Origin of the sequence: Streptomyces sp. NPDC006487 (genome assembly GCF_042870555.1) — a bacterium.
GTDB lineage: Bacteria > Actinomycetota > Actinomycetes > Streptomycetales > Streptomycetaceae > Streptomyces.
Genome location: NZ_JBIAHN010000016.1, coordinates 26,065 through 38,503, shown reverse-complemented (window position 1 = coordinate 38,503; position 12,439 = coordinate 26,065). Strand labels below are relative to the sequence as shown.

11 protein-coding genes are annotated in these 12,439 nt (G+C 74.2%); 10 read left to right on the top strand and 1 reads right to left on the bottom strand.

Annotation, left to right across the window (positions count from 1 at the left end; genetic code table 11):
• Positions 1–19 precede the first annotated feature (19 nt).
• From ACFYM0_RS27250 to ACFYM0_RS27220, 7 genes are all read left to right on the top strand, one after another.
• A complete protein-coding gene (locus tag ACFYM0_RS27250) occupies positions 20–604 on the top strand; it encodes an acyl carrier protein (RefSeq protein WP_388505900.1) in 585 nt (194 codons plus the stop codon).
• Positions 601–984: a 3-hydroxyacyl-ACP dehydratase FabZ family protein gene (locus ACFYM0_RS27245; protein WP_388505898.1), complete on the top strand. Its 384-nt coding sequence runs from the start codon at positions 601–603 to the stop codon at positions 982–984. Before ACFYM0_RS27250 ends, ACFYM0_RS27245 begins: the two co-directional genes overlap by 4 nt.
• On the top strand, positions 981–1,484 hold the full coding sequence (locus tag ACFYM0_RS27240) for a 3-hydroxyacyl-ACP dehydratase FabZ family protein (protein ID WP_388505896.1): 504 nt from the start codon (positions 981–983) through the stop codon (positions 1,482–1,484). Before ACFYM0_RS27245 ends, ACFYM0_RS27240 begins: the two co-directional genes overlap by 4 nt.
• Positions 1,481–2,233 (top strand): 3-oxoacyl-[acyl-carrier-protein] reductase, encoded by a 753-nt coding sequence (gene fabG, locus ACFYM0_RS27235; protein ID WP_388505894.1) that lies wholly within the window; start codon positions 1,481–1,483, stop codon positions 2,231–2,233. Before ACFYM0_RS27240 ends, fabG begins: the two co-directional genes overlap by 4 nt.
• Positions 2,230–2,976 (top strand): 2-hydroxychromene-2-carboxylate isomerase, encoded by a 747-nt coding sequence (locus ACFYM0_RS27230; protein ID WP_388505893.1) that lies wholly within the window; start codon positions 2,230–2,232, stop codon positions 2,974–2,976. Before fabG ends, ACFYM0_RS27230 begins: the two co-directional genes overlap by 4 nt.
• Positions 2,977–3,215: 239 nt before the next feature.
• Positions 3,216–4,154, top strand: a complete 939-nt coding sequence (locus ACFYM0_RS27225) for a TauD/TfdA family dioxygenase (protein ID WP_388505891.1) — start codon at positions 3,216–3,218, stop codon at positions 4,152–4,154.
• 76 nt (positions 4,155–4,230) lie between these two features.
• Positions 4,231–5,040: a 4'-phosphopantetheinyl transferase family protein gene (locus tag ACFYM0_RS27220; RefSeq protein ID WP_388505889.1), complete on the top strand. Its 810-nt coding sequence runs from the start codon at positions 4,231–4,233 to the stop codon at positions 5,038–5,040.
• A gap of 113 nt (positions 5,041–5,153) precedes the next feature.
• Here the strand turns inward: ACFYM0_RS27220 and ACFYM0_RS27215 are convergent, their stop codons facing one another.
• Complete coding sequence (locus ACFYM0_RS27215) at positions 5,154–6,968, bottom strand: BTAD domain-containing putative transcriptional regulator (protein WP_388505887.1); 1,815 nt, start codon at positions 6,966–6,968, stop codon at positions 5,154–5,156.
• Between the two features lie 290 nt (positions 6,969–7,258).
• On the opposite strand from ACFYM0_RS27215, the gene ACFYM0_RS27210 reads away from it, so the two are divergent.
• Genes ACFYM0_RS27210 through ACFYM0_RS27200 form a run of 3 tightly spaced genes read left to right on the top strand, consistent with a single transcriptional unit; the run spans position 7,259 to position 12,428 of the window.
• Positions 7,259–8,923, top strand: a complete 1,665-nt coding sequence (locus tag ACFYM0_RS27210; protein WP_388505885.1) for a fatty acyl-AMP ligase — start codon at positions 7,259–7,261, stop codon at positions 8,921–8,923.
• The gene (locus ACFYM0_RS27205; RefSeq protein WP_388505883.1) at positions 8,920–10,671 is read left to right on the top strand and encodes an acyl-CoA dehydrogenase family protein; all 1,752 of its coding nucleotides are present in this window, start codon (positions 8,920–8,922) and stop codon (positions 10,669–10,671) included. The genes ACFYM0_RS27210 and ACFYM0_RS27205 overlap by 4 nt, the downstream gene beginning before the upstream one ends.
• On the top strand, positions 10,668–12,428 hold the full coding sequence (locus ACFYM0_RS27200; protein WP_388505881.1) for an acyl-CoA dehydrogenase: 1,761 nt from the start codon (positions 10,668–10,670) through the stop codon (positions 12,426–12,428). The genes ACFYM0_RS27205 and ACFYM0_RS27200 overlap by 4 nt, the downstream gene beginning before the upstream one ends.
• Positions 12,429–12,439 lie beyond the last annotated feature (11 nt).

Here is a 12,439-nt window from a genome sequence, read left to right as displayed (position 1 = left end):
GACCGCCCCGGGAGGCGCCTTGACCCTCCTCGCAGCCGCCCGCCGGCGGTCCTGCCGGGTACGGCGGCTGCTCTACCTGGCCACCGCCGCCCCGGGCACGCCGCCGGCCCACCCGATCCCCCGGTTCCACAGCGCCGCAGTGACCGAACCCGTGGCCGCAGCTGCGGCCGAGTCCGAGCCCGCAGCCGAACCCGCAGCCGAACCCGCAGCCGAACCCGTGGCCGGGGACGCGCCCGGGTCGGCTCACGAGCCCGAGCCCGAGCCCGCGGCAGCGCTCGGCGCCGTCGTCTACGTACACCGAACCCACGAATGGATGACCGACATGGCCCACCACACCGCCGCCCTCGACAAGGAAGCGCTCCGCGATCTCATCGCCGACGTGCTCGACCTCGACCCGGCCGAGGTCACCGACCACGCCCACTTCATCGACGACCTCGAAGTCGACTCCCTGATGGCGCTGGAGATCACCGTCCGCCTGGAGCGCGAGTACGCGGTGAAGATGACCGAGGCCGAGATCACCGGCATCACCTCCCTCCAGGGCACCTACGATCTGCTGGACCGCAAGCTGGCCGCGCCCGCCTCCGCCCCGGAGGCCGCCGCATGAGTTCCGCGACCGTCCTCGGGGACGCCCTGGAGCCCGTCTCCGCCGACGAGCACGGAGCGGTCACCGCCTTCACCGCGGACCCGGCCGACCCGGTGCTCGCCGGGCACTACCCCGGCTTCCCGGTGCAGCCCGGCGTGTACCTCCTGGAGGCCGCCGACCGGACCGTCCGGCTCTGGGCCGGGGGCGGTCCCCTCGACCTGGTGGCCATGGACCGCTGCCGGTTCCACCGGCCGGTCCTGCCCGGCGACCGGATCACCACCAGCGTCGTCGTCACCGACGCCGGCCCCGAGCTGGACGTACGGGCCAAGGCCGTCTCCGACACCGGCCCCGTGGCCGACATCCGGCTTCGGTACCGCAAGGACAAGGAGCAAGCAGCGTGAGCGCCGATGACCGGGGACTCCACCGGATCAAGAACACGATGCCCCACCGCAGTCCCATCCTGCTCGTCGACCGGGTTGCCGAGGTCGTCCCCGGCGAGCGCCTGACCGCCGTCAAGGCGGTCTCCGCCAACGAGCCCTGCTACGCACGGATCGGCCAGGACGCAGGCCCCGAGGCCTACGCCTACCCGGCCGCGCTCACCCTGGAGTCCTGGGCGCAGGCGGCGGTGCTGCTCTCCGTCTGGGAGGACCCCAACCCGGACGTGCTGGCCGGGAAGGTGGAACTGGCCGGCTCCATCAACGGAGTCGAGTTCACCGGCCACGTCTACCCGGGCGAGCTCGTCCGGCACGAGGTCCGCCTGGTCAAACTGGCCGGTGACACCGCCATCCTGGCGGGCGAGTCCTTCGCGGACGGACGCCCCCTGCTGTCCGTGGCCAGCCTGGTGGTCGCCCTGCGCGACGTCACCGAACTGCGCCCGCAGCCCGAGGCGGTGGCGGCATGACGGACCCCGGGACGGACATGGGGGTCGCCCTGGTCACCGGCGGATCGCGGGGCATCGGCCGCGCCGTGGTCGCCCGGCTGGCGCGCGACGGCTACGACATCGCCTTCTGCTACCGCTCGGACGACCAGTCCGCCGAACTCGTCGCCAAGGACGTACGGGAGACGGGCCGCCGGGTGCTGACGCGCCGGGTCGACGTCGCCGACCGGTCGCAGGTGCAGGCGTTCGTCGACGCCGTGGAGGAGGGGCTCGGCCCGGTCCGGGCCGCGATCACCTCCGCCGGGATCACCCGCGACAAGCCGCTGGTGCTGATGCCGGACGAGGAGTGGGACGCGGTCATCCGCACCAACCTCGACGGCACCTACAACCTGGCCCGGTCGGTGGTCTTCCCGATGATCAAGCGGGGCGGCGGTGTGCTGGTGACCCTGTCCTCGGTCGCCGGGGTGGCCGGCAACGCCGGGCAGACCAACTACTCCGCGTCCAAGGCGGGCATCATCGGCTTCACCCGCTCCCTCGCCAAGGAGACCGGCCGGTACGGCATCCGGGCCAACGCGGTCGCGCCGGGCTTCATCGAGACGGACATGACGGCGGTGCTGACGGAGAAGACGGCCAAGGAGATGAGGAAGAAGATCGCGCTCGGCCGCTTCGGCTCGCCGGACGACGTCGCGGACACGGTCTCCTTCCTGGTCTCCGACCGGGCCGCCTACATCACGGGCCAGGTCTTCCAGGTGGACGGCGGGATCTCGCTGTGAGCGCCGGTCCGGCCGCGGCCGGGCCGCGCCGGCGGACCCGCCGGCCGCCCCGGTTCTACTTCTCGCTGCGCAGCCCGTACTCCTGGCTGGCGTACCGGGAACTGCTCGACCGGCACCGGGAGCTCGCCGGCCGCCTCGAATGGGTTCCCTTCTTCGAGCCGGACGAGCTCAGCCTGAAGATGCTCCGGGCGGCGGGCGGGGACTTCCCGTACACGGCGATGTCGGCGGCCAAGCACCGCTACATCCTCCAGGACGTGCGGCGGCTGGCAGCCGAGCGCGGGCTGGAGTTCGGCTGGCCGGTGGACCGCGAGCCGGTGTGGGAGGTCCCGCACCTCGGGTACCTGGCCGCCGCCCGGCACGGCAAGGGGCCCGAGTACATCGCCCTCGCCGCCCGCGCCCGCTGGCAGGACGGGCTGGACGTCTGCGACCCCGGGGTGGTGGGGGGCTTCGGCGCCGAGCTCGGCATCGATCCGGACGAGCTGTCCGGGGCCGCCCGGGATCCGGAGCTGCGGGAGGCCGGGGTGCGCGCCCTGCTGGACGTGGACCGGGACGGGGTCTTCGGAGTCCCGTTCTTCACCGACCACTTCGACAAGTACTGGGGGCTGGACCGGCTTCCGTCCTTCGTGTCCGCCCTGACCCGGCGCTTCGCCGCGGAGCCCGAGCCCGCGCTCGCGCCCGCGCAGTCCCCCCGTGCGCCGCACGGCCCGTCCTTCGACGACGGCCATGCGGGAGGCTGCGGCTGACGCGCACACGTCGCCCGGCCCGACCAGGGGCCGCCGCCCGCTCCTCCCCCGAGCCGGCGGCGGCCCTTTCGCGCGTCTCGCACCGGTAGGGGGGAGATATGCGGACCCAACGGTCCATATAGACCCTCCATGGCGATTGCGGGGGCCCCGCCGGGACCCTCGGAAGACTCACCGCACTCCACTGCGTGACACCGCCCCACCGCCCGCCACACACCGTTCACACCCACCGAGAGGTGACCATGCCGAACAGCGACGAATGGGCCCCCCTGCGCATCGGGCCGGAGGGCCGCGGAGGCCCGGAGGAACTGCGAGAGGTCCTCGAGGACCTGGGCCCCGACGGCCTCGCCGACATCCTCGTGAAGGAGAAGGGCCTGGTGTTCCGCGGGTTCGACGTTCCCGCGGACGACCTCGACGCGGTGCTCGACCTGGTGCTGCCGCGCCGGCTCGCCTACGTGCACGGCAATTCGCCGCGGACGAAGGTCGGCGGGAACGTCTACACCTCGACGGAGTACCCGCCGGAGTTCACGATCTCCATGCACAACGAGATGAGCTACGCCGATGCCTGGCCGGCCCGCCTCGCGTTCTACTGCCAGGTCCGCCCGGGCGGCGGCGGGGCCACTCCGGTCCTCGACGCGGCCCGGTGGCTGGAGTCCCTGGACGACGAGGTGCGCGAGGCGTTCGCCGGCGGCGTCCGCTACGTGCAGAACCTCCACGACGGCTTCGGCCTGGGCAAGTCCTGGCAGGACACCTTCGAGACCGACCGGCGCGAGGAGGTCGAGACGTTCCTCCGCGGCACCGACTGCACGTGGGCCTGGCAGCCGGACGGCGGCATCCGCGTCGAGTCCGTGCGCCCCGCCACGACCCGGCACCCCGTGACGGGCGCCGAGGTCTGGTTCAACCAGGCCGACCAGTGGCATCCGGCGGGCCTCGGTGACGACACGGCCGCCGCGCTCGCCCAGATCCTTCCCGAGGACGAGCTCCCGCAGAACGTCACCTTCGCCGACGGCAGCCCCATCCCCGAGGCGTACGTCGCCCAGATCCGCGACCGCGGCCTGGCACACGCCGTCGACGTCGACTGGGCCCAGGGCGACCTGCTGCTCATCGACAACGTCCTGCTCGCCCACGGCCGCCGCCCCTTCACCGGCAACCGGCGCATCCTCGTGGCCATGTCCGACTGATCCCGCGCTCACCCGCGTGAGCGCCGGCCCGCCGCGCGCCACGCACGCCCATCACCGACCCGTCAGGAAGTGGCCCATGAAAGGTGCCTCCTACCGAGCCCTGCGCGAGGACGACGCCGTCCACGTCTGGCAGGGCGAAGCATCCGACCACCCCGAGCCCGGAGCCGCGGAGCTGCTCTCCGCCGAGGAACGGGCGCTGGCCCTCCGCCGTTCGGGCCGTCCCGGCATCCGTTATGCCAACATCCACGCGGCCGTCCGCCGCATCCTCGCCCGCTATCTGGAGGCCGACCCCGGGGAGGTCCGGCTCGGGCGCCAGCCCTGCCCCCGCTGCCCCGACCCCGCCCACGGCAGACCCGCGGTCGTCTGGCCGCCCACCGGCCTCGACTTCAACCTGTCCCGCTCCGGCGGGCACTGGCTGCTCGCCCTCACCGCCGACCGGCAGGTCGGCGTGGACATCGAGGACCCCCGGCTGCTCGACGACTTCACCGGAACCTCGCAGTTCGTCATGTCGCGGGAGGAACTGGCCCATCTGTCCTCCCTGGCCGACGAGGAGGCCCGTACCGCCGCCTTCTTCCGCGGCTGGACCCGCAAGGAGGCCGTCGTCAAGGCCAGCGGCGTCGGCATCGTCGCCGACCTGTCCGCCATCGACGTACGGCCGCAGGACACCGGAGCGGTCCTGGTCCGCCACCGCGAGCTCCGGGGTCCGGACTCCTGGATCGTGCAGGACCTGCCGCTCGGGCCCGGCCGGTACGCCGCCCTCGCCCGTGAGGCCGGCAGCACCGGGCCGGTGTTCCTGGCCGGGGACCACGGCTTCACCGCGGTCCCCGGCCACCTGCCCGGACCGCCCGCCCTCGCGGAACCCGCCGGGCTCCCGGCCGCCGCCTGAGCGGCGGCCGGTCACCCGTACACACCTGCCCGTACCGCTTTCCCCGCCCCTCTCCACGACCCCCTGCCGACGGCTCCACCCGTCGGCAGGGGGTTTCGGCTCGTGTGCGGCACTCACCTCAGCGCCAGCTCCGCCGCCGGCAGCGCCGGACCCAGCGAGCGGGCGAACAGCGCCACCAGCTCGTGCAGTTCGTACACCGGGGCCGTCGGACCGTCCGACACCGTCAGCAGTCCGTGGTCCACCAGAGCCTCCAGCGCGTGCTCCGCCTCGGCCCCGGACAGCCCGAGCGTGTCGGCGACCACCGCCGCGGGGAAGGGGGCGCAGCCGCCCACCACGGGCAGCCGGTGCAGCAGCTGCCTGCGCTCGGGCCGCAGGTGGCGCAGCGACAGGGCCAGGCTCTGCGGTACGGACAGCCCCCGCGCCTCCAGCTCCGACAGCCGGCCCGCGGGGTCCGCGAGGCGGTCTGCGAGTCCCGACAGAGACCACAGCGGCCGGGTGATCAGCCGGTTGCCGGCGATCCGGACGGCCAGCGGCAGTCCGGCGCAGTACCCGGCGATCCGCCGGGCCGCGTCCGGGTCCCCGGCCACCCGGACGGGTCCGAGCGCGGCGCACAGCATGGCGAAGGCGTCCTCGGGGCCGAGCGGTCCGAGCACCATCGTGTGGACCCCGCCGACCGGGCCCAGCGCCGTCCGGCTGGTGATCAGCACGGCGGGTTCGGGCGCCCCGGGCAGCAGCGGGCCCAACTGGAGCTCGCTGACGGCGTTGTCCAGCAGGATCAGCAGCCGCTTGCGGGCGGTGCGGGTCCGGTAGAGGCGGATCAGTTCGTCCAGGTCGGTCTCCCCGGCGGCCTTCGACACGTCCTCGCCGAGCGCCCGCAGCAGGTGGACCAGGACCCGGCGCGGGTCGCGCGGGGAACCGTCGGAGTGGCTGAGGTTGGCGTACAGCTGGCCGTCGGGGAAGTCCGCCAGACAGTCGTTGGCGGCCCGGACGGCGAGCGCGGTCTTGCCGCCCCCGGCCATGCCGGTGATCAGGAACCGGCGGGCGTGCCAGCTGGGGGCGCCGCTCCCGGCGGGCGGCAGCAGCCTGCGGAGCTCGGCCAGTTCGGCCTCGCGGCCGGTGAAGTCGGCGATGTCCGGCGGCAGCATGGCCGGCACCAGCGTGCGGGCGGTCAGCGGGCGGGGCTGCTCGGCGGGCGCCTGCAGCTCACCGGTCAGCACCCGCTGGTAAGTGGCGGTCAGCGCCTCGCCCGGGTCCACGCCCAGTTCCTCGGCCAGCGCCCGGCGGCCCTCGTGGTACGTGGTGAGGGCGTCGGCCTGGCGTCCGCACCGGTACAGGGCGGTCATCAGCTGCGCGCGCATGCGCTCGCGCACCGGGTACAGGGACACCAGCCCGGTCAGCTCGGGCACGATCTGCTGGTGCCGGCCCAGGACGAGGTCCACCTCGATGCGGTTCTCGGTGGCGGCGGCCCGCGCCTCCTCCAGCTGCGGCAGTTCGGAATCGGCGAGGAACTCGGTCACGTTGGACAGGGCGGGCCCCTGCCACAGGTCCATCGCCCCGCGCAGGTACCGGTCGGCCTCCTCCACGCGGCCGTCGGCCAGCGCCTCGCGGCCCAGCCGGCCCAGCCGCTCGAACGCGACGAAGTCGACGGAGGCCTCGCCGGTGTGCAGGGCGTAGCCCGGCTGCTGGCGCACGATCCGGATCTCGTCGCCGAGCTGTATCCGCAGCCGGGAGACGTAGGTGTAGATCTGCGCGTTCATGGTGGCGGGCGGGTTCCACCCCCACAGCAGGAAGCTCAGCCGCGTGTCGGAGACCATCCGGCCGCGGGCGAGGAGCAGGGCCGCGAGCACCGTGTTGACCTTCGTACCGGCAAGGGCGACGCGTTCGCCGTCCCGCCGGGCTTCGACCGGCCCGAGAATCTGGAACTCCATGGTGTCTCCCCCGTGCGGTAGCAGTTCCAACGGGGACAAGTCTTGGCCCTGCTCAGGGCCGGTGGCAGCTTTTGCACCTGTCAGGACGTTGCGTTGGCAACACCCTGTCAGCCCCGGAAACGGAACATGGATTCAGCGGATCTTCCGTATATCGTTCCGCGCTTTCCTCCCGTGCCGCCGGCCCGCCGCCGCCCCGTCGCCGCGTGGTCCCGCCCTCGTATAGGAGCGCGATAGCCCCGCATCCGAGGGTCGGGGCCACCAGCCGCCGAGGGACGAGGGGAGAGGGCCGCGTGATCAGCTTCGACGGATTTGTGAGCGGGTTCCGGCGCCGGGTCGCCGAACATCCGCAGCGGGTCGCCGTACGGTTCTGCGCGGCGGGCGCCGACGAGAAGGCGATGACGTACGCCGAACTGGACCGCGCCGGACGGGCGGTCGCCCAGTGGCTCCTCGCGCACACCTCGCCCGGCCAGCGGGTCCTGCTGGCCTTCCGTCCCGGCACCGGCTTCGTCCGCGCCTTCCTCGGCTGCCTCTACGCGGGCGTGACCCCGGTGCCCGTGCCGGCCCAGGGCGGCCACGGCCTCCAGGAGTCGCGCACCGAGGGCATCGCCGCCGACTGCGGGGCCGCGCTGGTCCTCGACGACGAACTGCTCGAAGAGGCGGCCGCCGCCGACGTGCTGGGCTGGACACCGCCCGCCGTCCTGCCGCGCATGCCGGCCTTCCTCCAGTACACCTCGGGCTCGACCAGCGACCCCAAGGGCGTGATCGTGTCGCACGCCGCGCTCGTGCACAACATCGGCCTGATGGCCCGCAGCAACGGCTGGCACGCAGGACAGACCTGGTGCAGCTGGCTGCCCGCGTACCACGACATGGGTCTCATCGCGATGATCCTGACGCCCCTGCACCTCGGCGGCACGGCGGTGCTGATGCCGCCCGAGGACTTCCTCAAACGGCCCGTGTCCTGGCTGCGCCTGATCGACCGCACCGGCGCCGCCATCAGCTGCGCCCCGAACTTCGCGTACGAGCTCTGCGCGCGCCGCGTCACCGAGGAGGAGGCCGCCGGCCTCGACCTCTCGCGCTGGACCCACGCGTGCAACGGCGCCGAGCCGGTCGACGCGGCGACCCTCGCGCGGTTCGCGGAGCGGTTCGCCCCGGCCGGGTTCACCGCCCGGGCACTGCTGCCCGGGTACGGGCTCGCCGAGTCCACCCTCTTCGTGACCGGTACCCGCGTCGAGTCGGCCCCCGTGGTCTTCTCGGCGGACCCGGCCGCGCTCGCCGCCGGCCGCCTCGAACCGGCCGCGCCCGGCACCGGGGCGCCGCAGCTGGTGAGCAGCGGAACCGTCCGCGAGCTGGAGGTCCGCATCATCGGACCGGACACCGCCCGGGAGCTCCCGGCCGGCGAGGTCGGCGAGATATGGATCCGCGGCGCCAGCCTCGCCCAGGGCTACTGGGGCCGGCCGGAGGAGACCGCGCGCACCTTCGGCGCCGTCGCCGTCGGACTCGGCGGCGGTTTCCTGCGCACCGGGGACCTCGGGGCCCTCAGTGGCGGGGAGCTGTTCGTGACCGGCCGGATCAAGGAGATGATCATCGTGCACGGGCGGAACCTCTACCCGCACGACATCGAGCGCGAACTGGGCGATCTGGAGCAGGAGTTCGCGAGCCTTCCGGCCGCCGCCTTCGCCGTCCCGGACGGCCCGCAGGACGAGATCGTGGTCGTGCAGGAGCTGCGCGCCCGCCGCCGCCCCGCCGACGAACTGGCCCGGCTCGCCGCCGGCGCCAAGACCGGGCTCACCCGCCGCCTCGGCGTCCGGGTCGGCGACGTGCGCTTCGTGCGCATAGGCGAGGTCCGGCGCACCACCAGCGGCAAGGTCAAGCGCACCCTCATGCGCGAGCTGTACCTCAAGGGTGAGCTGGTACCGGCCGGCGCCCCCCGGGGCCGGAAGGCGGCCGACCAGTGACGACCGCACCGGTGCGCTCCCCGTACGCCCTCGCCGAGCAGCTGGAGGGATGGCTCGGCGACCCCCACGACCCGGCCAACCCCTTCTCCTTCGCCCGCCTCGGCGCGCTGGACCGCGCCGAGCGGTTCCCGGCCGAGGCCTGCCGCCGGCTGGACGAGCTCGGGCTGCCCCGGTGGTTCGTACCGGAAGAGCTCGGCGGCGCGCTGCGCTCCGCCGAGGAGCTGTCGCTGATCATCCGCACCCTGGGCCGGCGCGACTTCACCGTGGCCCTGGCCCACACCAAGACCTACCTCGGAGCGGTCTGCGCATGGGTGGCGGGCGCCGATGACCAGGCCCGGCGGCTCGCCGGCCGGGTCCTCGACGGCGCGGTCGTCTCCCTCGCGCTCACCGAACGCTCCCACGGCAGCGACCTGCTGGCCGGGGAGCTCACCGCGGTCCCGGCCGGCCCGGGCCGCCACCGGCTCGACGGCGAGAAGTGGCTGATCAACAACGCCACCCGCGCCGACCTGGTGACCGTGCTCGCCCGCACCGACCCCAAGGGCGGTGCCCGCGGCTTCAGCCTGTTCCTCGTCGACAAGTCCCAGCTGACAGAGGGGAGTTGGCAGGACCTGCCCGCGCTCCCCACCCACGGCGTGCGGGGTGCCGATATCAGCGGGATCTCCTTCACCGGCGCCGAGGTGCCGGCCGACGCCCTGGTCGGCGCGGCAGGGGAGGGCCTGGAGATCGTCCTGCGCGGCTTCCAGATCACCCGGACCCTGTGCTCGGCGATGACCCTCGGCATGGCCGACCAGGCGCTGCGCATCGGCACGGGCTTCGCCGAAGAGCACCGGCTGTACGGCCGCCCCCTCGTGGAACTCCCGCAGGCGGGGCGGGTCCTTGCCGAGGCGTACGCCGACCTGCTCGCCGCCGAGGCCGTCAGCCTGGTCGCCACCCGCTCCATCCACACCCTCACCGGTGAGCAGAGCGTGGTGTCGGCGGTCGTGAAGTACCTGGTGCCCACCATCGGCGACGAGACGATCGCCGCCGTCCGGCAGCTGCTCGGAGCGCGCGCGATGCTCGTCGAGGACCACGCCGACGGGACCTTCCAGAAGATCGAGCGCGACCACCGCATCGTCGGCATCTTCGACGGCAGCACGGCCGTCAACCTCAACTACCTGGTCAACCAGTTCCCCGTCCTGGTCCGCGGCTGGAACGCCGGCCTCGCCGACGCGGCGGGCGTCGAGGCGGCCGCCGGCCTGGACACCGAGGTCCCGCCGCTCGACCCGGGCGCTCTCACGCTCTACGCCCGGTCCGGGTGCAGCGTCGTCCAGTCGCTGCCGGCGGCCGTCCGGGAGGTGTCCCGGCGCGCCCCCGGCACCCCGCTCGCCGCCCTCGCCGAACGACTCCTGGGTCTGGCGGGGGAACTGCACGCGGAGCTCGCCGCCCACCGCCCCTCGGCACGTCAGGTACCGGAGCGGGCCTTCGCGCTGGCCCGTGACTACACGCTCCTGTACGCGGGCGCCGCCGCCCTCCGCCTCTGGCTGCACACCCCGTCCGGCCGCTGGTCCGACGACGGGTGGCCGGAGGCCGTCCTCACCCGGCTGGTGCGGCGGCTGACCGGCGAACCGGACCTCGACGACGAGGACGGACCGGCCCTGGACCGGATGCTGCCGGCGCTGCGCCGCCAGCGGGCGGCGGGACGGCTGTTCTCCCTGCTGCACTGCGACCTGGCCGAAGCCGGCCGCCCGACCACCGAGGAGGGGGCATGACACACCCGACGCTTCCCGCGCCCGCCGCCACGACCGGGACCGCCACCGCCGGGCCCGGGATCCGGGAGCGCGCCGCACGGCTGGAAGCCCTGCTCGGTCCGGCCGCCGATCCGGGCAACCCGCTGGGCACGGCCGCCGTCCTCGCCGCCGACGAGCGGGGCGAGCTGCTCCCCGAAGGGGAGCGGATGCTCGCCGCGTTCGCACTGAACGCCGAGTTCGTCCCCCGTGCGCTCGGCGGCCGCTTCGAGCAGGCCGATTCCTTCGCGCACCTCATGCGCGCCCTGTTCCGGCGCGACTGCTCCCTCGGCATCGGCTACGGGGTCACCAGCTTCATCGCCGGGCTCCCCGTATGGGCCTCCGGCTCGCCCGCCCAGCAGCGCCGGGCCGCCGACCTCCTGCTGTCCGGCGGCCGCATCGTCGCCGCGTACACGGAGCTCGCCCACGGCAGCGACTTCTCCCGCCACGAACTCACCGCCGACCCCGACCCCGACCCCGGCTCCCGGGGCGGGTACCGGGTCGACGGCGGCAAGCAGCTCGTGAACAACGTCTCCCGCGCCCAGGCCGGGGTCCTCTTCGCCCGCACCGACGACCGGCCCGGCAGCCGCAGCCACTCCCACCTCCTGGTCGACCTCGACGGGGTGCCCGCGGACGCCGTGCGAAGGGACTTCCGCTACCCCGTCTCCGGGGTGCGCGGCTGCCTCCTCGGCGGCATCGAGTTCCACGACTGCCCCGTCCCCGGCGACGCACTCCTCGGCCGGCCGGGCGACGCCATGGAGACCGTGCTGCGCGCCTTCCAGGTCACCCGCAGCGTGCTGCCCGGCATGGTGGTCGGCACCGGCGACACCCAGCTGCGGGCCGTCCTCGGCTTCGCCCGCGAACGGCTGCTCTACGGGCGGCCCGTCACCGACCTCCCCTCCCCGCGGGCCGTCCTGACCGGTGCGTTCACGGACCTGCTGGTGTGCGACGCGCTGTCGACGGTCGGCGCCCGCGCCCTGCACCTGCTGCCGGGCGAGACGAGCGTGCTGTCCGCGGCCGTCAAGTACCTGGTCCCCAAACTGCTCCAGGACTCCTCCTACCGGCTGTCCGTGCTGCTCGGCGCCCGCAGCTACCTGCGCACCGGGCCGTACACCGTCTTCCAGAAGGCGGCCCGCGACCTCCCGGTCGTCTCCCTCGCCCACGCGGGCAGCGCCGTCTGCCAGGCCACGATCGTGCCCCAGCTGCCCCGGATCGCCGCCCGCGGCTGGCACGGCGACGGGCCGGAGCCGGTCGATCCGCCGCGCGGGCTGTTCCTGCCCGGCGGCCCGCTGCCACCGCTCGACCTCTCCCGCCTGGAGCTCAACTCGCGCGGCCGCGACACCCTCGGCCGCCTGGTGGCGGACCCGGACCGGGACCACGGCCACCCGCAGGTCACCGCGCTGGCCCGGCTGTTCGCAGAGGAACTGCGGCGGCTCGGCGACCGGGCCGTCGCCCTTCCGGCGCGCGACCGCACCGCCATCGCCTCCCGCCGCGGCTTCCTGCTCGCCGACCGGTACGCGCACGTGCTCGCCGCGGCCGCCTGCATCGGCGTCTGGCAGCAGGGGGACGGCTTCACCGGGGACCCCGCCTGGGTGGTCTGCGCGCTGCACCGGCTCGCCGAGCGGCTCGGCCTGCGGCCGCCGCCGCTTCCCGTGGACGCCTCCGAAGCCGTCCACGCCGAGCTGCTCCGCCGCCACGAACAGAACCTGACGCTCGACCTCATCCGTGCCCCGCTCCTGTGAAACGGGCCCAC